Below are 20,143 nucleotides of genomic sequence, written 5' to 3'. Positions count from 1 at the left end.
AGATAATCATTTGCTTCGTATCTTCTGATATCTGGCAATGCGGTTTAACTAATGATGTTTGTGCGCTAAAAGTATGCTTACAGGATTTACACCGATAACGTTGCTTACGCAATTTTAAAATAATTGGCCGTTCTTTGACTGGGGGCATTCTGACATTAATTAGATTAGTCCCAAAACGTACTACTTCTGGCTGGCCACAAAGTGGGCAGTTCTCTAAAGGATAGGTCAGTTTGGCGTGAACAACCTGTTTGCTTGGATCACTACTATCAATATCAGTACAAATAATATTTGGGTCTTTAATTTGAAGAGTATCTTCGATAAAATGGTTTTGGGACATCTTTTCTCACTTGCCTTTACTTTTACTTTGGTCGGTGCTAGTGGTGCATTGAGGAGATTTGTCCTTTTTATTTTACACAAAAACTGGGTGTTGATGGAAATCCATCAACACCCAATATTCTAGAGCCATTTTTTGGTGGCGATGACCTGAGTAGGGTGTGAAAACAAGCAAAATAATTTACATTTGCCAATTTATGGCTATACTGACAGAGTAAATTAAGCAGAACTAAGAGGTGGCATACGGAGATGCAATTTGAAACGGAACGCTTACTGATTCGCCCAATCCAGGCCAGTGATCACGATGCACTGCAGGCGATGATTTTAGATCCCCAAGTAGTGGCTTACTTGCGTTATCGCACGCTCGAGACGCCAGCCGCGTTCGACGATGCCTTTAAGACCCACTTCATGGCGGATTCAACGACAACGTTCGGATTGGAACGCAAACGGGACCACCAGTTGATTGGGTTTTACGAGTTCCACGTCGATGCACACATGGGTGAACTGACGTATGCACTGAGCCCGGCAGCATGGGGCCACGGCTACGTTGCGGAAGCCGGTCAAAAAATGATGGCGTACGGATTTGAAAGCCTAGGACTAACCCACATCGAGGCCCACTATGCGAGCGTGAACCCGCGTTCTGGTCGGGTGATGGCAAAATTAGGCATGCACGATGAAGGGGAACTACAAACCTTTACGTTGCCGTCTGGCGAACTAATTCACGTCATGGCGTATGGGTTGAATAAAAATGAGTGGCAACGTGAAAAAAGTGCTTGACCTGTAACGGGTTTCAGGTTTTATACTCAATTTGTTGAGTTAGCCACTTAGCAACAACGAAATAAACACGCTTTAGAATTGACGCCTTGTTCCTTCAGCCGGAACGGGGCGTTTTTTGCGACCTTTTCTGAAAAGACCGTGGTCACCTTCAGAAAAGTAGTGTAGGCTAAAAGAGTGTGTTTATTTTACAATCAGTTTTTACATATTTTGGAGGAATTTAGGTGTCGAAAAAAGTCATTATGATCGTGACGATTGCGTTGCTATTATCCAACGCAATGAACGGTTTAGATAGTACCATCATTAGTACGGCGTTGCCGGCCATTATTAGTGACTTGCACGGCTTACAGCTGATGGGGTGGATCGTTGCCGTATTTTTACTGGGCGGCGCGGTAACGACGCCACTCTGGAGTAAGTTGGGGGAACGGATTGGAAATAAGTCCGCTTACCAGATTTCCACGTTGATCTTTGTACTTGGTGCCCTCCTTGAAGGTCTAGCACCAAACATTATTTTTCTCATTGCGGCGCGGACCGTGATGGGGATTGGGAGTGGCGGGATGACCGCGATTCCTTATATCATCTACGCTGAGATTTACCAAGATCCGGTCAAGCGTGGGAAAGTATTTGGCTACGTGACGGCCAGTTTTAGTACCGCCGCAATTATTGGGCCACTAGTGGGTGGCTTTATTGTGGATAACTTTGGTTGGCACTGGGTGTTTTACATTAACGTGCCGATTGGGTTGGCGTCGATTGCCATTATTCAATGGTTATACCGGGCGCCAGCTGTTAAACCCGCGACGGATAAGGTCGATTACTTGGGCGCTGTTCTACTCAGTGGTGGCCTCGTGAGCCTATTAGTCGGCATTGAAATGATTGGCAAGTTACCAACTGTCATCATTGGATTGATTATTTTACTCGCAATTAGCCTGCTAGTCGCATTGACGATGGTCGAACGCCGGGCAAGTGATCCGATTATTCCGTTGCGGCTCTTTAAAAATCGGTACCTGTTAGCCGCGTTTGTCATGTTTTTCCTCATTTACGGGTTCTTCGTTGGATTTAACGTCTACGTCCCAATGTGGGCACAGGGACTCCTTGGAACGACGGCCGTTATCGGGGGCGTCACCCAGATTCCCGGTTCCGTGACGAACTTCTTAGGGGCTCAGTGGAGTGGGAACATGGAGCGTCGGTGGTCGACTAGAACCGTTGTGATGATTGGCTTTGGGGGCATGCTGATTGCCTGTGGCCTACTTGCTTTGGCTGGACGTCAGACGAACTACGGCTTCTTATTGTTGGCGAGTGCGTTTCAGGGATGCGGGATTGGAATTTGCTTTACCGTATTGCAGGTCAGCGTTCAGCAGCAGGCCCGCCACCAAGACGTGCCAATTGCGACGTCGTTTAGCTTATTAGTTCGGATGCTTGGCCAGACGTTTATGGCGTCGATTTATAGCATCGTATTGAACCACGCGTTGACGACCGGGGTTGCTAAATCGGGTGGACAAATTACGATGAACATGATGAATGAACTCAGCGATGCGACCAGCGCCAGCAAGCTGCCGGCGCACTTATTGCCCGCCATGCGGACAATCTTGCATACTGGGTTACACCACATTATGGGCGTCGCCTTAATTTTATTGGTCATTGGGTTGGCCGTTAATATCTGGGGCTTTTGTGCACCAAAATCAAAGCCAGCGCATCATTGGTGGTCAGCATTAGGTGCCCATCATAATTTGAATTAGTTACTTGTAAGCTATTCCGGTTGCCGCTGATGACATGCGGTCGTGGGACCGGGTCTAGCCTGAAAAACGGTCTAGCCCCTCGCCCGGAACGATTGCAAAATGCACAATTGTCCCGGACCGTCCGTGGTGTAAAGACCGGCAAAAAACCGCCGCTCTAACACCACCTTCACGACCGATGCCATCAGCGACAGCCTCCGAGTATCCGATCAAAATAACAATAGTAAGACTATTCTGTCTGACGGAGCGACTGATTTAGGAATAACGATTATTACTGGTGCAGTGTTGACAGTAATTTTAGGCCTCTCAACCTTTAGATGAATGATTAAAAAGGTAACTACATCTTTGATGGTTACCTTTTTTAGTTTGATTTAGAGGTTGAAAAGTAAAATTTAGGCTTGAACTAATGAAAATTAATTATCCATGACATGGTCCGGTTATTCCTGATAACATGCGGTCGTGGAGCAGGTGTAAGCCCAAAAGTGGCTTTGCTCCTCGCAACAGATGTTATCAGGAACAAACTTAGATAGTGTATTGGATTTTGAAATCATAATAATAGGAATAGCGAAATCGGGTAGTATTGGGTGCTGTGTCGGCAAGATTGGCGGGTGGTTCTTACGCCAATCTTGCGGGGCGATGCAAAGACGCGGGCTAACGGCTTTGCATCGAGGTTCCAGACCGCACCATGGCTGGAACCATCCCCCATAGCACCCAATGCTGCCCGACGGAGCGGATAACTTAGAATCCCAATAATAAAACGTTTGTTCCCCTATCGAAAGTACGGTATGATATAGAAGTATTCTAAAAAAGATGGGGCGAAGAGAGCATGAGAAAATGGACACGACGCGCGTTGGCAGCGGGCGTAATGAGTTTGGGGTTATTACTGGGTGGTTGTAGTACGGTTACGAGCACGACTAATACCGAGTCAAGTCAGTCGGCGACGACTGCCAGTGAGACAAAGACGTCTGGTAATCAGCAACAAACGTATCAACAGTTAGCCAAAATGACGTATCAGTCTGGTGGGGCAGCGGCCATTAAGGTCAATAGTGGGAAAAGCACCTTAAAAGCTAGTCAATGGAAGAATTCCAAAATTGACTACGGTAACTTGGACCGGCTCAACCGAACCACAACGGATACCGCTTATTTAAGCAAAGCGAACTTGGGGCGGTCAGCTGGTCGGACTGCGCAGACGTGGAGTCCAACTGGTTGGCATAACCAACCAATCAAGGTTAACGGGAAGCGGGTTTACCCGCAAAACCGCGGCCATTTGATTGCCTACACGTTGTCATTTAACCTGACTAATACCGGGAAATACCGTTCGGGGGAAGATGGTAGCTTGGACAATCCTAAAAATTTGGCAACGCAAACGGCGTACTCAAACCAAAAGACGATGCAGATTTATGAAGATCAGGTGCGCACAGCCATGGAACAAGGGAAGAAAGTCATTTATAAAGTGACGACGGTCTTTCGTGGTGACGAATTAATGCCACGGGGCTATTGGTCCCAAGCAGTGTCAACTGATGGTAGCGTTAACTTTAACGTGTATATCTGGAACGTTGAGCCCGGAGTCAACTTTGACTATGCGACTGGTCGGGGTAAAGCCGATAGTGCCATGCAAGTTGCCGGGGCGGATAAAGTGAATAGCAGCGCCAATACTAGTCAGTCACGGCAGTATTCTAAAAAGCCAGCGACTTCTAAACAAGTGGAAAAAGAGCTTTACCGTTATGGCTATAAGTACGTTAAGAAGCACTTGAACAATTAAATGAAAGACTGGTACAATCTATGAAAATTGTCCTATTCCAAGACAACGGGGCTAAAGCAGACTGGCAAACGGCGGAGTCCGCGCTATACTGATAGCATAAACGTTGCTTAACCGCCGTTAATTGCTATTTTTCTCAATTATATTAACAAGTAGCGTTTGTAAAGACCTGAATGAACGGGTTCCTTCCCAAGTGCCTGTGATTTTTCCATACAATAACGTCGGCTCCCAACCACGTTATTGCTAACCAATCGTTTGTTTGATTGTTAGTACTAATTACCCTTGAGACGTCCAACTGCGTGGTTGGACGTTTTTTTGTGCGTCACAAAGAAAAACCGCGAGTAATCGCGGTTTTTGTCGTTCCTGAATAAATGCTATAACCCAAAGAAAATTTTATAAGTGAAAACACCGATAATGGCGCCGGTAATTGGTGCGAGCACGGGTACCCAACTGTAGTCCCAGTGAGAAGAGCCTTTGTGGGTAATTGGCAAAATGGCGTGAACGAGCCGTGGACCCAGATCTCGAGCGGGGTTCAAGGCTGGCCCGGTGGCACCACCTAAAGCAATGACCATTGTCATGATTAACAGCCCGACCCCAATGTTGGCAATATCCACATTGTTGTGGAAAAAGACGCCCCGGTAAAGGCCCATTGCCCCGAATGCCAAGAAACCCGTCCCAATCGTTTCAGTGACAAAGCCATTAAACTTACTATCAGTCGCGTCGCCAGTCGCAAAGGTTGCTAAGATTCGACCCGCGTCATCGGTACGTTTGTAATGTGGGGCATAGATTGCCACGATTAATAATTGCCCCACAATCGCGCCGGCAAACTGCCAGAATAAGTAACCGGCCACATGTGACCAAGGAAAGATTCCTGCTAAGGCTTGGGCAATCGTCATTGCCGGGTTAATATGACAACCCGAAATGGCGCCGAACATCATCGCTGGTAGCATGACCCCGAAGCCGAAGCCAAACGCAATGAAGATCCAACCCCCATTCGCTTGACCCTCGTCACCATTAGCCGTGGTGGCTTTTAGAAACGAGTTGGCAACCGCCCCGTTCCCAAATAAAACTAACATTAAAGTACCAAAAAACTCAGCAGCGTAACGTGCATCCCAGGTACCACTCATAATGCATCCTCCTAGTTATGGATTAATTAGTTGTACACCTTGAAATATACAGGAAAACAGCATTTATGTAAACGCTTACATTAAAAATGGTTGTGTTCGTTAAACAACGTTTGTAATGTTGGTTAAAAATAATATTGCTGGCGGGAATAAATTAAAATCTTTTTACGCTTGGTACTAGTGGGACGTAGCTTTCATGATGGTAGTTGGCTAAATATAGCTGAAATTGGCTTGAACTTATTAACACGACAATGTTTTAACCGACGCATTCCAGAAATTGGCAAGTTACGACAAGAATTAGAAACTTGGTGTCGCGAACGGAATGAAAAGAAGCCCCCCGTAGATTGGCAATTTACGACCAAGGATGCCCGGGTAAAACGACATTCACTTTATCCAAAGCTAGTAGATTAAAGACTATTAGTATGACCGCTACGCTCCCGCTAGCGCAACCGTTTTCTGCCTCGTGGTGAAGGCCATTATTATGAAATTGTATTGAAATCAGACATTAACAAAAGGGTGTTGCAAATGGAAAATAAATGGTTTATCATTGATACATTCAAATATTAGAATGAAAGAATATAGGGAGGCCGTAAAACATGGTTAGCAGTGAAGAAGCGCTCGAAGAATTCCGCGAAACGATTCCGATTTTCGAAGTTTTAGCGGATGAACGTCGGCAACAGATTATGATTGAACTAACTAAACATGCACACGGGTTGACCGTGGGCGAGTTGACTAAAATCATGCATATCTCGCAACCAGCAGTTTCCCATCAGCTGAAGACGTTGAAGGATCATCATTTTGTTTCGGTAGAACATCAAGGGACGCGGAACTTTTATCACATTACTTTTGATGCCCCACTAAACAAAGTGGAACATTTGATCCATACGTTGAAGGCTGATTTAGAGTTAAAACCGTACTTACGCTAATTGAATCGTTATGAAAAATCGTTGCGTCTAGGTGCAGCGGTGTTTTTACGGCATAAGCATTCGTGTATTCGAATGAAAGAATTCAGTGGCACATGGCGGTCAACTTGATCGGGGACGCTAGTTTTGGGATTAGCACTATCTTAAAGGTTGACGCACGGGTGTAGCGGTGATTTACGGGAACTATATTTTTGCGTTCAATATAAGAATTTAAAAGGGGAGTGGTTATAATTTCAATTCGTACGGAGCTAGATTTACAGCGGGCGATGTACCAATTGTTGGAGCAGCGTTCAATCTCGCAAATTACGGTTGAACAAATATGTACACAGGCATTTATACATCGCAGTAGCTTTTATCGGTACTATACCGATAAGTTCGATTTACTTTACCAAATGGTGATGCATGCTTTGGAAGAGTTACTAGCCGCGGAGCGCACGGACGCAACTGGTTCGGCAATCATGGCTCGTTTTATCGGTACCCACACGCAGATATTACGGCATTTGTTAGTAACTAATCCGGAGGGTGACAATAGCCGTTCACAGCGGGTCATTAATGATTGTTTTGTGACCCTGGCTCAGACGGAGGAAACGGATCGGGTGTTTATCACGATTCGCCAGTCCCAACATCCAGATCTAACGGCGTATCTGGTAAGTGGGGTCGTCATGAGTATTGTGCAATGGTTGAGTAACAGCGGACGTGATGGTCAAGCCGAAAGTACCCAAGCCACGATTCGGGCAACATTAGCAACGGTGTTCTCGCTTGAGCAGCATTCAGTTTAATTTCTTTGAAGGAAGGTTTCAGGTCAGTGAAAATGATTCGCGATGAATGGAAGTCCATTCGTCATAGCAAAATTCTATGGATTTCAGTTTCAGTTATGATTTTGATCCCGTTTTTATACAGTGTCTTCTTTCTGACATCTGTCTGGGATCCTTATGGGGAAACAAAGGATTTGCCGGTGGCTGTCGTTAATAACGATAAGCCAGTGAACTATCAAGGCAAACGATTTGCAGTTGGTGAACAAATGGTCACCAACATTAAAAAGAATAAACAACTCGGCTGGCGTTTCGTTTCGGCGGAAAAAGCCAAGCAGGGGATGAAAAATCGTAAGTACTACATGGTCGTCACGATTCCAAGCAATTTTTCGAAGCATGCGACGACGGTCACGAGTGCTAATCCGCAAAAGATGAAGTTACACTACTCCACCAATGCTTCTCTGAACTACATTGGGAAGGTTATTAGTGATGCTGGGGCCACTCAGTTGAACGCTAATGTTCGTTCAGAAGTCACCAAAGCTTACGCCTTAACCATGTTCCAACAAGTTAAGACTGCTGGTAAGGGTTACCAACAAGCAGCGGATGGGGCGACAAAGCTTAAAGATGGTGGCGTTGAACTTCAAGATGGGTTAACAACTTATACAACGGGCGTCCACACGTTAAAAAATGGGACGACGGAGTTAAACACGAAGGTGCAACAATTACCAGCCGGAATTGCGCAATTGGCAAACGGCGGTAGCGCTTTGAAGGTTGGTTTAGATCAATTAAATGGTCAAACGGGCCCGTTAGCAAGTGGGGTTTCAAAACTCGCCAATGGTGCTAACCAATTGAATAGCGGTGCTGGGCAGTTAGCCAGTGGTGTCAGTCAATTGACGGATGGTTCTGGTCAAGTTACGACGGGACTCAGCCAATTAAATGGTAAAACTGGTCAGTTAGCGAGCGGCGTTAGTCAGTTAACGAGTGGCTCTAAACAGGTCAGCAATGGCTTAACCACGTTGAACAGCAAAACCGGCGCCTTATCCGATGGCGTTGTTCAATTAGCTGATGGTGCTAAGGCACTGAAAGTCGGAATCGTGGATTACACGAACGGTGTTTACACGGTTTCAACGGGTTTACGGACGATCAATAGTAAGACCGGGGAACTTTCCTCCGGTGTGACCCGCTTAACGGCCGGTTCAACTGCATTAGTTGACGGTTTGAAAGACTACACGGCTGGGGTTGCGCAAACAACCACGGGCGCGGGTAAATTAAATGACGGTGCTCAGCAAACCAATACTGGTGCTCAGGGGATTAATGCTGGGGTTGCAGACTTAAAGAAGCAGACCGCCACATTACCAGATTCAGTTAACAAACTGACGACTGGTTCCAACGACATCAATACAAATTTGGGCCAACTGAAGAGTGGGAGTGCTGAAGTTTCTGACGGCTTAAACAAGTTGGCAGCGGCTAGCACGAGCCAAGAAAACCAGCAAAAGATTCAAGAATTACAAACGGGCATGGCCCAAATGGAAACAGCCTTGGCATCCGTTGATAAATTGATGGCAAGCGCTCAGAATACGACGGATACGAGCAAAGTGGCTGGCTTAATGGCCACCGCACAAAAGGACGTTACCGCGTTAACGGCGACGACCAGTTCAACCGATTTAACGGGCCAAATCAATGCTAAAATTGAAGGCTTAAAGGATTCTGAAGGCTTAACTGATAAGCAGGTTAAGGCACTGGAAGCTAGTTTAGCCGGTGTTGGTCAAACTAATAATGACGCTGCTAAGACGCAAGCCGCAACGGATTTGAAAGCCACGATGGGTCAAATTCAAACGATGACGAAAACTAATGCTGCGGCAGCAACTGGCTCACAAACTAGCCTCGTGGATAGCTTCAAGGAACTTGAAGCTGGGGTCAACGCATTGATTACTAATGTCAATACGATGGCAACGAGCGTATCCAGCCTTGATGCAGGCTCAACCAAGGTCACAAATGGGTTAACTGCATTACAGAAGGGGACGTCTGATCTCAGCACTGGTTTGACGCAGATGAATGCACAAGTTCCTGGAATGACCAGTGGCATTGACAAGTTGTCGGGTTATACGACGGCCTTAACAGCCGGAACCCAACAAGTTGCTGATGGTGCGGCTGGACTTGCCAGTGGAACGACTAAGTTAAACGGTAATTCTGCTAAGTTGAACGCTGGCGCGGGTGAACTCCAAGGCGGGTTAACCCAGTTGAATGGTCAAGTACCAGCTTTAACAACCGGTATCAACCAGTTAACGGCCGGTGCTAAGCAGTTAACGGATAACTCTAGTCAATTAACTGGTGGTGCATCTAAGTTAGCTACTGGAACTTCCGATTTAAATGGCCAAGTACCAGTTCTCGTTTCATCAATTGGTCTGCTAGCAAATGGTTCAAAGCAAGTGACGACTGGCTTGACAACGTTAAATGGTCAAGTTCCAGCATTAGTTGGTGGTGTTCAACAATTGCTATCAGGTTCTAGCCAAGTTACTGGCGGTCTTGTCACGTTAAACGGCAAGGTTCCGGCATTAGTTGGCGGTGTTCAACAGTTATCTGGTGGTTTGAATACGATGAACGGTCAGATTCCAGCCTTAGTGACTGGGGTTCAAAAACTGGATAATGGTGCTGGTCAATTAAACACTGGCTTACAAACCCTTCAAGGTAGTACTGGTCAATTGACCGGTGGGGTTAAACAGTTAGCCGATGGTGCTGACCAATTAGATCAAAACTCAGCTAAGTTGCTTGCCGGTAACAAGAAGGTTAAGAACGGAAACGGAACGTTAGCAAAATCGTTACAAAGTGGTGCTGATACGATTAATGGCACACCATTGACGAGTTCTAACGCTAATATGTTTGCCGCACCTTCAAACTTAACGCATTCTAACTACAGCTACGTGCCAAACTATGGTCACGCATTAGCACCATACGTCTTGTCGTTAGCACTTTACGTTGGGGCAATTGTCTTCAACTTTGCTTACCCAATTCGTCGGATTGCCGATGATGATGGGACACCAACCCAGTGGTTCTTAAGTAAAATCGCTGTTGGTGCACCAGTTGCCGTCTTGATGGCCATCATTGAATGTGTTGCTTTACTGATCGTTGGCTTGAAGCCAATCAGTATGGGCGGTTACTTCTTAACGGCGATTATGATTGCGTTGGCTTCCATGTTCATTGTCATGTTCCTGTCGATGTTACTAGATAACCCAGGGCGGTTCTTGGCGATGGTTCTCCTGATGCTTCAACTTGGTGGCTCAGGTGGGACCTTCCCAATGGAAATTACGAACCATTTCTTCAATGTAATTCATCCATTCTTGCCATTGACCTACTCGATTCAAGCGTTCCGGCAATCCTTAACAGGTGGCTGGGGTAACGGAATCTTCTGGTCATCGATTGGGGTACTCGCAATCTTTGCAATTTTAGGCTTAGTGCTACTATGGGCTTCGATGGTTTTCTTGAAAAAGAAGAACCTTCAAGTTCCCGCTGAAGCTGAAATTCAGATGAAAGCTGGCAAATAATTACAAGCTGTAATAAAGGATCGGGCGATTGCCCGGTCCTTTTTTGCGGTCAAGCATATTAGTGAGGATAATTTAAAAAGTATGCTACCATTAATGGTTGTCTAATTTAATTTTAATAAATGATTGAGAGGTGCGCAGTGAGTATATTTATGAAACTAGGCTGGTATTTTCGCCGGGAGTGGAAACTCTACTTGGCGGGAGTTCTAGGCTTAATCTTGACTGCTATTATTGGCATTATTCCCCCACGCATTATTGGTGACGTGGTCGACGGGATCAATCAGCATAACTTAACGGCGCACTCGTTAACGGTCTATTTAGGGATTATCGCGGCTGCGGCTGTGGGCCAGTACTTCGCCCGCTATTTATGGCGTAACGCGATCTGGGGCGGTGCAGCCGGTCTGGAACGGACGTTACGCGAGCGCTTGTTTTGGCATTTTATGAAAATGGACGCGACTTTTTATCAAAAGTATCGGACGGGGGATTTGATGGCCCACGCAACCAATGACTTAACGGCGATTGAGCGGGTCGCTGGTGGTGGGATTTTGCAATTTGCTGATTCCATTATTACCGGTGGGACAACGCTGATTGCGATGATGATGTTGATTGATTGGCGATTGACGCTGATTGCGGTAGTTCCATTCCCATTATTAGCCGTTGTTTCCCGCTACCTTGGGAAGAAGATCCACGTGGCGTTTCGAGCCTCACAGGCTGCCTTTTCGCGGCTGAATAACAAGGCGCAAGAGAGTATCAGTGGGATTAAAGTTATCAAAGCGCTAGGTCAGGAACAAGCGGACATGGATGACTTTAATGAGCAGATTGATCAAACGATTAAAATTAACCGCCACGTTAATACGTTAGATTCACTTTTTGACCCGGCGATTACCATTATCATTGCGGTTTCTTACGCAGCGACGATTATTCTAGGTGGTCTTTACGTGGTCAATCACGTGATTACGATTGGTAACTTGGTCTCGTTCATTACTTACTTAGGGATGATGGTATGGCCAATGTTTGCGGTCGGGATGTTATTCAATACGATGGAACGTGGGAATGCGTCTTACGACCGGGTCATGGAATTACTGAACCAAGAAAGTGCCATTATTGATTCCAGCAATGGTCGTGAACAGCGACCACACGGTGATTTACATTATCAAATAAAGCAATTTAATTATCCAAATGATGCCGGAACGAGTTTGAGTGATGTTCAATTTGACTTAAAAGCGGGCCAGACGCTCGGTATCGTTGGGCGGGTCGGCGCTGGTAAATCGACGATTATGAAATTGATTCTACGTGAATTCGATAACTATGATGGTCAGATTGTTTACGGTGGCGACGATATTAAACAGTACGCGTTGGACAGCTATTTACCGGCAATTGGCTACGTGCCACAGGATAGCTTCTTGTTCTCCAATACGATTCGGGAAAACATTCGGTTTGCGGACCCCACGGTGCCTCAAACCGTTGTGGAAAGTGTTGCGGCCAAAAGTGATTTAAGCGGTCAGATTGCCAACATGCCAGCGGGTTATGATACCCAGGTCGGTGAAGAAGGCATTTCACTTTCTGGTGGGCAACGCCAACGCTTGGCGATTGCGCGGGCGTTGTTAATCAACCCCGAACTGCTGATTTTAGATGACGCTTTGTCCGCCGTTGATGCGGAAACTGAGTCTGAAATTTTGGCTAACTTAAAAGCCGAACGGGCGGATAAGACGACGATTATCGCGGCGCACCGGTTGAGTTCGGTGATGAACGCTGATGAAATCATCGTCCTCGATGCGGGCCACGTCGTTGAACGCGGGACGCACAGCGAGTTAATGACGCAACACGGTTGGTACCAGAAGATGTTTGAACGTCAACAATTGGAAACTAAAGTGGAAGGGGCGGTGCAATAATGGCAGCACGAGAATCAGTTTGGGCGCGCAGTATGCCCGTAAAAGAACAGCTGACCGTTATTCGACGCTTATTGCCGTACGCGAAGCCGTTTAAATGGTTCTTCATTGGGGCCATCATCCTTTCAGGATTAGTCAGTGTCGTTAACATCTACTTACCAAAAGTTTTACAGACTTTTATTGACCGTTATTTACGGACCGGTCACGCGACGATTACGGTGATGTGGTACTTTGCCGGGCTCTACTTCTTCGGCATGCTTGTGCGTGCGCTGATGCAATTTGTCCAAAACTATACGAGCACGATGGGTGCCGAATACATGTTGGAAAACGTGCGGCGGCAGATGTTCAAAAAGTTACACCGGATGGGGATGCGGTATTTTGACCAAGTTCCCGGGGGTTCCATCTTGTCACGGCTGACCAACGATACGATGTCGTTTTCTAACTTTTGGGCGTTATTTAACACGCTGTTTACCGCCTTTTTTGCGGTGATTTCGTCGTTCGTTGCCATGTATTTGACGGACCGTCAGATTGCATTGTGGTTACTGATTTTTATGCCGTTTCTAGGTGTGACAATTTGGTATTATCAACGCTACAGCTCGAAGGTCTATCGCCGCATGCGTGAGCGGTTGAGTGAGCTAAACACGAAATTAAGTGAAGCCATTACGGGGATTAGCGTCATTCAACAATTTCGGCAGGAGCACCGGATCAATGGTGAGTTCGATCATACTAACGATGCGTATTTCCACACGCGTCAAGCGATGATTCGAACCAACTCCTTACTATTAAGTCCGTTAATTGACCTCTTTTACGCGTTAGGAACCGTGATGGTTTTGGGGATTTTCGGGGTCCGGGGCTTGAATGGATACGTGGCTGCCGGGGTGGTTTACGCGTTTATTACGTACCTCAATAACTTTTACAATCCCATGACGCAAATGATGGATAACTTGTCTGACTTTCAAGACGGGGTCGTTGCTGGTTCACGGGTCTTACGGGTCATGGACGATCAAACGATTGCCCCAGCACAGCACGCTGATCCAACCGCGAAGATTACGCGGGGAAAGATTGAATTCAAACACGTGACCTTTGCGTACGACGGTGAACATCCCGTTTTAAAAGACGTCTCGTTTGTCGCTGAACCGGGTCAGACGGTTGCCTTGGTTGGACAGACTGGGAGTGGTAAAACGTCGACAATCAACGTTTTAATGCGCTTCTACGAATTCCAATCGGGTGAGGTCTTGATTGATGACCGGGATATTCGGGACTATCCGGCGGCGGAATTACGCCAAAAGATGGGCTTAGTCTTGCAGGAACCGTTTATGTTTTACGGGGACATCAATTCTAATATCCGGATGTTTAACAACGAAATTTCGGATGAACAGGTTCGAGCAGCTGCTAAGTTTGTGAAGGCCGATGATTTTATTAACGATCTGCCTGAAAACTACGAATCCCGGGTCATTGAACGGGGCGCTAGCTATTCATCTGGTCAGCGCCAACTGATTTCCTTTGCCCGGACGATTGTCACGGATCCTAAGATTTTAATCTTGGATGAAGCGACGGCTAACGTCGATACCGAGACGGAAGAAATGATCCAGACGGGACTCAGCCGTATTCAACAGGACCGTACAACGATTGCCATTGCGCACCGGTTGTCCACCATTCAAAATGCTGATTTGATTCTGGTCTTAAACCAGGGCCAAATCGTGGAACGGGGAACCAACGACGAGTTGTTAGCGCAACATGGGTATTACTACGATATGATTCAGTTGCAAAATTCTGCACACGTTAAGTAGCCTGTGGTAAGCTAAATTAAAACAACTTGGAGTGGTTCGGATGCGACGGAAAATTTCAGTATTAGTTGTGCTTTTAACGTGGACGTGGTCCGTGTTAAAGCTGTTTGTGCAATGGCACCACGTGTATCACCAAGTGCCACGTAAAATTAAAGTTAAAATCAAGCTTAAATAGTTATTATGACTAACTTAATAGACTGCCAGCTAAAGTAGCGATAATTGCTATTTTAGCTGGTAGTCTATTTATTTAGGCCGGTTGAAATAAGTATAGTAGTCCGCCCGTCATTAAGCTGTTCATTAAAGCAAAAATGGCCACTAAGTTGGCACGGGCACTGTCGGAAGCCGGCAGTAATCCCGCAGTCAAGCTGGCAATTCGAATGACAGCAATCAACCAGAGTACGAGTGACCCCAACAGTAACCAGTAACAAAGTCGGCGCCACCAGTTGAGTGTCAGTGGCGGGACGGGGTGTTGCGCACTTCTAAATTGCGCCAGACCCAGAATAAGAAGCAGTGTCAGGTTCAGAATTGCGGTTGGTCCCTTTGGCAGTAAGCAGGCGTTACCGAGTGTACCAAGGAGGGCTAACGGCAAGAAACGTTGTAGCGTTGCGCGTGAGAAAAATAACTGTGCAAATGAGCAATCGATAATAATCACCTACTTAATGGTTCTTTTGGTTCATATTTTAGCAAGCTGATTCGTAAATGGTATTGGACGGAACTTGATTGATAAAATAAATAAACTAAGGGCAACTAGTGTCAATGAATTCAGTAAGTGTGTGAATATCATTGATTAGAGAAGCACGTTTTTTGCTCAACGAAGCAACTATTATTTATTTAAATAACTAAGGATTAATTGCTGTCGTATGAATATCTAGATCAATAAAATTAACTAATTGTAAGTCATTCCGGTTGTCACTAATGACATGCAATTAGCTGATGGTAATAACATCTAGTAAGACTGTTTTGAGCGCAGTCGGACAGAGTTGGTGTGCTGTGTCGGCAAGATTGGCAGGTGTTTCTTATCTGCCAATCTTGCGGGGCGATTCAAAGACGCGGGTTATCGGCTTTGAATCGAGCTTCCAGACCGTCCTGTGGCTGGAACCGTCCCCCAGAGCACCCAACTCTGTCCGACGGAGCGGTGATAATTTAGAAATAACGATCGGTACTGTTACGCTGTTGAGGGCAGGTTTAAACTTTTCAATCTTTAGCTAAATAAATATAAAAATAATGCAAAAAAGGGCTTGCCTTCGACCAACACGAAGCGACTAAAGTAAAGGTACACGCTGAAACAAAAGCGTCGTTTTAAACAAGGGAGCCAGATCAATAAATGAAAAAAATTAATCAACAATATTTAACTGGGGAACGCGCCTTATTTAAGGCCCGTGATCTCCAAATTAATAACAGTACGTTTGCTGACGGTGAATCACCGCTAAAAGAAAGTCGAAATATCAACTTGGATCAGTCAATCTTCAAGTGGAAGTACCCGTTATGGTACAGCGAACATGTTAACGTGACGCACTCAATTTTTGAAGAAATGTCACGTTCCGGAATTTGGTATACCAAGGATATTTCAATTGAAAACAGTACGTTACAAGCCCCTAAGCTGTTTCGGCGGGCCAGTCAAATTAAATTAGATCACGTGCATTTCTCACACGCCGAAGAAACGTTGTGGAACTGTACGGACATCGAGATGCACGACGTTCAGGCTGCCGGCGATTACTTTGGGATGAACAGCCAGAATATTAACATCGACGGGTTTAACTTGGTCGGTAATTACGCGTTTGACGGCGCCAAGAACGTGGAGATTCACAACGCCACGTTGATGACTAAGGACGCTTTATGGAACTGTGAAAACGTCACGGTTTATGATTCTCAAATCATTGGGGAATACTTAGGCTGGAACTCTAAAAACATTCGCTTCGTCAACTGTACGATTGAAAGTGACCAGGGCCTCTGTTACATGGACCACGTGACGTTGGAAAATTGTACGTTACTTAACACGGACCTCGCCTTTGAATATTGCAGCAACATCGATGCCGATGTGATTTCGACTATCGATAGTGTTAAGAATCCAATCAGTGGCAAGATTCACGCTCATGGAATTCAACAAATTATTATGGATGACCCTGAAATTGATACAACGAAGACGATTATCAGTGTTGACCAAGAAAGTCAGGCCAACCATGCCGTATGATTTTGAAACTGTGATTAATCGGCGCCACACAAATTCGGTCAAGTGGGACGTTGGTCCGAATGAACTACCCATGTGGGTGGCGGATATGGACTTTGCGACGGCGCCTGCCATTACCGATGCATTAACCAAACGGGCGCAGTTTGGCCTGTTCGGTTATGAAGAAGTCCCCACGGCGTATTACCAAGCCGTAGCCGATTGGTGGGCTAATGAACACCACTTTCGGCCTCAATTAGATTGGCTGATGTTTTGTACCGGCGTCGTACCGGCGATTTCATCGATCGTGCGGAAAATGACGGCACCGGGGGATCAAATCTTAGTGCAAGCACCGGTCTATAATATCTTTTACCATTCAATTGAAAATAATGGTCGGCACACGCTAGCAAGTAACCTTGTTTATAAAGATGGGCAGTACCAGATTGACTGGGCTGACTTGGAGCGTAAGCTGGCGGAACCTTTGACGACGATGATGATCCTATGTAATCCTCAAAACCCAATCGGTATCGTCTGGTCACGGGCCACGTTACAACGAATCGGTGATTTGGCATTGAAGCACCACGTGTTGATCGTGGCTGATGAAATTCACTGCGACTTGACGTTGAACGGCAACGAATACGTGCCATTTTCGTCACTATCTGACGAAGTGGCCGCTAACAGTATCAGTTGCGTGTCGCCAAGCAAAACGTTTAATGTGGCGGCCTTACACGCGGCAACGTTAATTATTCCGGATGCTCACGTCCGGGACTTAGTGAGCCGGGGAATCAATAATGATGAGCTCGCTGAACCGAACTCGTTTGCCATTCCGGGAAGTATTGCGGCCTATACGCAGGGTCAAGACTGGGTCCACGCCCTCCGAGAAAAGTTGGCGGCTAACCAGCGCCAAGTGCAACAGTTTATGGCAGCGGTGCCCCAGGTGACGGTGATTGAAGCACAGGCGACGTATTTAATCTGGTTGGATGTAAGTCGGATTACGACCGATAGTGCTAAGTTGGCGCAAGCGATTCGGGCACAAACCGGGTTGTTCTTGTCAGCTGGGGATGTTTACCGGGGTGATGGGAATCGTTTCTTGCGGATGAACATTGCTTGTCCAACTGCGGAATTGACCGATGGCTTAACTCGCTTAAAACAGGGCATTGAAGGCTATTTAGCCGATAATAAGGGTTAGTTGAAAAGCGTATGCGCTGATGAGTGCGTACGCTTTTTGAGTGCATTCAAGTTTAAAAATCGGTATGATTAATTTGAGGCGGTGATTAGTATGGAAATTGGAATTATTGGTGCGGGGACGGTCGGGACCGTTTTAGCAAAGACGTTTGCGCGTGGTGGACACCAAGTGATGCTTAGTCGGCACAGTGGTGCGGCAAGTTTGGCACCGCGGCGGCAAGAGTTTGCGGATAACGTCAGTTTTGTGGAAGTCGCAACGGCGTTACAGCAACCGCTAGTTGTTATTGCGGTGCCATTTGAACAGGCGCCGGCCGTTTTACAGCAAGTCACCGATTACCAGCAGCGGATCGTGGTTGACGTGACGAATCAGTTTACGGCGGACTTCAAGAAAATTAAAACGGCCCCGTTAACGGGGAGTGAAGTGCTGGCTAAGTCGGCCAATAATGCCCGGGTGATCAAAGCCTTTAATACGTTGCCACCCGAATTTATGGATGGGCACGTCGACGGTATGGGGCGGCGAGTCTTGTTCTACGCGGGAGACGACGTCGCGGCTAAAAAGGAATTCGCAGCCCTAGTCCGTCCGTTGAATTTCCGGCCGGTTAACCTGGGAAAATTACGTCACGGAGGTAGCGTTATGCAAGTCGGTGGCGGTCTTGGCAACACGCACTTTGTACAGATCGATGAATAAATTGTAGCAGTTTAATAATGAACCTGAAACCAAATTAAAATCACTGTTCAGAAATGTGGCATGTTTCTGAACAGTGATTTTTCTATTATTATGGTCAAAACGAAACATGTCACACTTTACTAAGTAGTAACTGCTGTAACTGGTCAAAGTTAGTGACGGTAGCGGTGGGATGGACGTCACTAAGATTAGCTAGGTGATGCGGATTGAACCAGATACTCGGCAGGCCAACGTTGACCGCACCCGCGATGTCTGAGGCTAAACTGTCGCCAACCATCACGGCATTTTTAGATGACAGGTCGGGATACGTCGTAAAGATGGCGTCAAAGAAACGCCGGTCCGGCTTGGCAAAGCCCACTGATTCTGAAATGAAGACGTGGTCAAATTGGGGTGCTAAGCCTGAACCTGCTAGCCGGTTTAACTGGGTGTCCTGAACGCCGTTAGTCCCAATGAGTAACACCAGTCCAGCACTTTTTAACTTTGTAATCATGGAATCAACGCCAGGTAAAACTTGAAAACCTTGCCCCAGTAAGTCGTTATATTCATGCTGAACCTTGGGCCCGTCAACGGTAATACCCAGTTTAGCAAACACAATTTGAAACCGCTGGTCCAGTAAGTGGTCACGGTCAGCGCCGTGTTCAATCTGCTGCCAGACTTGCCGGTTATACGTGAGGTAAACCCGTTTGGCAACGGCTAAATCGGGGACGTGGTAACGAGTTAAAATAGTTGTTAAACTCGCCTGTTCAGCCGCTTGAAAGTCTAATAGCGTATCGTCCAAGTCAAAAATAACGTATTTCACTACAGCCCACCACCTTAATCATGATAGGGCCATCATACAGCAAATTTTGTGAGTGTGGTATGCTTAAACTATCAACTATTAAAGGAAGTTTAATTAAAAAATGGAAATCGATAACGATCCGGCGTACCAACAGATGATCAACGGCGAACTTTATATGGAATCCCCGATTTTACAAGAACGGCGGCGGGAAGTCCGCACTAAAATTATGCAGTATAACCAGATTGCTGATAGCGACGAACGAAACACGAAGATGAAAAGGTTGTTACGTTCAGTAGGTGACCGTTTTTTTGTAGAGCCAACCTTTGAATTTAGCTACGGTGTCAACATTACGATTGGTAATCATTTCTATGCGAACCACGGGGTCACGATTTGTGACGAAGGCCTGGTTAAAATTGGGAATGATTGTAAATTTGGTCCTAAAGTTGGCTTATATACGCCGCAACACCCTCTTGATCCAACGGTACGGCGTACGGAAGCCGAACGAACAGCGCCGATTACAATCGGTAACGATGTTTGGATCGGGGGGAGTGCCATTATTCTTCCCGGCGTAACGTTAGGGAACAACGTGATTGTGGGTGCCGGCGCGGTCGTCACGCATTCTTTCCCAGGTAACGTGATCGTTGTTGGGAATCCGGCCCGTGTTCTGAAGGAAAATAAACCGAACGCCTAAATTGACAACTGGTCATGAAACAGTGAA

17 protein-coding genes are annotated in these 20,143 nt (G+C 46.3%); 13 read left to right on the top strand and 4 right to left on the bottom strand.

The features are described from left to right. Positions 1-337: transposase family protein (locus AAA939_RS10370; RefSeq protein WP_338230860.1), on the bottom strand; the 337-nt coding region annotated here is incomplete at its 3' end. Between the two features lie 245 nt (positions 338-582). On the opposite strand from AAA939_RS10370, the gene AAA939_RS10365 reads away from it, so the two are divergent. The 3 genes from AAA939_RS10365 to AAA939_RS10355 all read left to right on the top strand — a co-directional run bounded on the left by AAA939_RS10365 (position 583) and on the right by AAA939_RS10355 (position 4,602). After that, positions 583-1,110, top strand: a complete 528-nt coding sequence (locus AAA939_RS10365) for a GNAT family N-acetyltransferase (protein WP_338210709.1) — start codon at positions 583-585, stop codon at positions 1,108-1,110. A 221-nt stretch (positions 1,111-1,331) separates the two neighbouring features. Beyond that, positions 1,332-2,843 (top strand): MFS transporter, encoded by a 1,512-nt coding sequence (locus AAA939_RS10360; protein WP_338210707.1) that lies wholly within the window; start codon positions 1,332-1,334, stop codon positions 2,841-2,843. 823 nt (positions 2,844-3,666) lie between these two features. Next, a complete protein-coding gene (locus tag AAA939_RS10355; protein ID WP_338210705.1) occupies positions 3,667-4,602 on the top strand; it encodes a DNA/RNA non-specific endonuclease in 936 nt (311 codons plus the stop codon). A 371-nt stretch (positions 4,603-4,973) separates the two neighbouring features. On the opposite strand, the gene AAA939_RS10350 is transcribed toward AAA939_RS10355, so the two are convergent. After that, on the bottom strand, positions 4,974-5,726 hold the full coding sequence (locus AAA939_RS10350; RefSeq protein ID WP_338210703.1) for an MIP/aquaporin family protein: 753 nt from the start codon (positions 5,724-5,726) through the stop codon (positions 4,974-4,976). A 593-nt stretch (positions 5,727-6,319) separates the two neighbouring features. Here AAA939_RS10350 and AAA939_RS10345 point away from each other — a divergent pair. The 6 genes from AAA939_RS10345 to AAA939_RS10320 all read left to right on the top strand — a co-directional run bounded on the left by AAA939_RS10345 (position 6,320) and on the right by AAA939_RS10320 (position 14,788). Beyond that, complete coding sequence (locus tag AAA939_RS10345) at positions 6,320-6,649, top strand: ArsR/SmtB family transcription factor (RefSeq protein WP_338210699.1); 330 nt, start codon at positions 6,320-6,322, stop codon at positions 6,647-6,649. Positions 6,650-6,867: 218 nt separating this feature from the next. Continuing rightward, positions 6,868-7,425, top strand: a complete 558-nt coding sequence (locus AAA939_RS10340) for a TetR/AcrR family transcriptional regulator (RefSeq protein ID WP_237757285.1) — start codon at positions 6,868-6,870, stop codon at positions 7,423-7,425. Positions 7,426-7,457: 32 nt separating this feature from the next. Next, positions 7,458-10,940, top strand: a complete 3,483-nt coding sequence (locus AAA939_RS10335) for a YhgE/Pip family protein (protein WP_338210697.1) — start codon at positions 7,458-7,460, stop codon at positions 10,938-10,940. Between the two features lie 137 nt (positions 10,941-11,077). Continuing rightward, a complete protein-coding gene (locus AAA939_RS10330; protein WP_338210696.1) occupies positions 11,078-12,829 on the top strand; it encodes an ABC transporter ATP-binding protein in 1,752 nt (583 codons plus the stop codon). Further along, the gene (locus tag AAA939_RS10325) at positions 12,829-14,616 is read left to right on the top strand and encodes an ABC transporter ATP-binding protein (RefSeq protein ID WP_338210695.1); all 1,788 of its coding nucleotides are present in this window, start codon (positions 12,829-12,831) and stop codon (positions 14,614-14,616) included. The genes AAA939_RS10330 and AAA939_RS10325 overlap by 1 nt, the downstream gene beginning before the upstream one ends. Before the next feature lie 40 nt (positions 14,617-14,656). After that, complete coding sequence (locus tag AAA939_RS10320; RefSeq protein ID WP_338210693.1) at positions 14,657-14,788, top strand: hypothetical protein; 132 nt, start codon at positions 14,657-14,659, stop codon at positions 14,786-14,788. A 72-nt stretch (positions 14,789-14,860) separates the two neighbouring features. Here the strand turns inward: AAA939_RS10320 and AAA939_RS10315 are convergent, their stop codons facing one another. Next, a complete protein-coding gene (locus tag AAA939_RS10315; RefSeq protein ID WP_338210690.1) occupies positions 14,861-15,265 on the bottom strand; it encodes a hypothetical protein in 405 nt (134 codons plus the stop codon). Between the two features lie 672 nt (positions 15,266-15,937). Between AAA939_RS10315 and AAA939_RS10310 the strand changes: the two genes are divergently transcribed. From AAA939_RS10310 to AAA939_RS10300, 3 genes are all read left to right on the top strand, one after another. After that, positions 15,938-16,804 (top strand): DUF3737 family protein, encoded by an 867-nt coding sequence (locus AAA939_RS10310; protein ID WP_338210688.1) that lies wholly within the window; start codon positions 15,938-15,940, stop codon positions 16,802-16,804. Further along, positions 16,794-17,966, top strand: a complete 1,173-nt coding sequence (locus AAA939_RS10305; RefSeq protein ID WP_338210729.1) for a MalY/PatB family protein — start codon at positions 16,794-16,796, stop codon at positions 17,964-17,966. The genes AAA939_RS10310 and AAA939_RS10305 overlap by 11 nt, the downstream gene beginning before the upstream one ends. A gap of 90 nt (positions 17,967-18,056) precedes the next feature. Next, positions 18,057-18,650: an NADPH-dependent F420 reductase gene (locus AAA939_RS10300; RefSeq protein ID WP_338210686.1), complete on the top strand. Its 594-nt coding sequence runs from the start codon at positions 18,057-18,059 to the stop codon at positions 18,648-18,650. A 109-nt stretch (positions 18,651-18,759) separates the two neighbouring features. Here AAA939_RS10300 and AAA939_RS10295 read toward each other — a convergent pair whose 3' ends face one another. After that, entirely contained in the window at positions 18,760-19,446 is a 687-nt protein-coding gene (locus AAA939_RS10295; protein WP_338210684.1) for a YjjG family noncanonical pyrimidine nucleotidase, read from the bottom strand. A gap of 100 nt (positions 19,447-19,546) precedes the next feature. Here AAA939_RS10295 and AAA939_RS10290 point away from each other — a divergent pair, with 100 nt between their 5' ends. Continuing rightward, on the top strand, positions 19,547-20,116 hold the full coding sequence (locus tag AAA939_RS10290; protein ID WP_338230870.1) for a sugar O-acetyltransferase: 570 nt from the start codon (positions 19,547-19,549) through the stop codon (positions 20,114-20,116). Positions 20,117-20,143 lie beyond the last annotated feature (27 nt).

Origin of the sequence: Lactiplantibacillus paraxiangfangensis, from assembly GCF_036246185.1 — a bacterium.
Taxonomy (GTDB): domain Bacteria; phylum Bacillota; class Bacilli; order Lactobacillales; family Lactobacillaceae; genus Lactiplantibacillus; species Lactiplantibacillus paraxiangfangensis.
The sequence above is the reverse complement of the archived record's forward strand: the minus strand, read 5'-3'. Positions and strand labels throughout refer to the sequence as shown.

What these genes read in the sequence shown, in the direction of transcription:
- AAA939_RS10355 (WP_338210705.1), top strand. Translation starts at nt 3,667, where the DNA reads ATGAGAAAATGGACACGACGCGCGTTGGCAGCGGGCGTAATGAGTTTG.
- AAA939_RS10290 (WP_338230870.1), top strand. Translation starts at nt 19,547, where the DNA reads ATGGAAATCGATAACGATCCGGCGTACCAACAGATGATCAACGGCGAA.
- AAA939_RS10305 (WP_338210729.1), top strand. Translation starts at nt 16,794, where the DNA reads ATGCCGTATGATTTTGAAACTGTGATTAATCGGCGCCACACAAATTCG.
- AAA939_RS10345 (WP_338210699.1), top strand. Translation starts at nt 6,320, where the DNA reads ATGGTTAGCAGTGAAGAAGCGCTCGAAGAATTCCGCGAAACGATTCCG.
- AAA939_RS10300 (WP_338210686.1), top strand. Translation starts at nt 18,057, where the DNA reads ATGGAAATTGGAATTATTGGTGCGGGGACGGTCGGGACCGTTTTAGCA.
- AAA939_RS10325 (WP_338210695.1), top strand. Translation starts at nt 12,829, where the DNA reads ATGGCAGCACGAGAATCAGTTTGGGCGCGCAGTATGCCCGTAAAAGAA.
- AAA939_RS10350 (WP_338210703.1), bottom strand. Translation starts at nt 5,726, where the DNA reads ATGAGTGGTACCTGGGATGCACGTTACGCTGCTGAGTTTTTTGGTACT.
- AAA939_RS10335 (WP_338210697.1), top strand. Translation starts at nt 7,458, where the DNA reads ATGATTCGCGATGAATGGAAGTCCATTCGTCATAGCAAAATTCTATGG.
- AAA939_RS10365 (WP_338210709.1), top strand. Translation starts at nt 583, where the DNA reads ATGCAATTTGAAACGGAACGCTTACTGATTCGCCCAATCCAGGCCAGT.
- AAA939_RS10320 (WP_338210693.1), top strand. Translation starts at nt 14,657, where the DNA reads ATGCGACGGAAAATTTCAGTATTAGTTGTGCTTTTAACGTGGACGTGG.
- AAA939_RS10310 (WP_338210688.1), top strand. Translation starts at nt 15,938, where the DNA reads ATGAAAAAAATTAATCAACAATATTTAACTGGGGAACGCGCCTTATTT.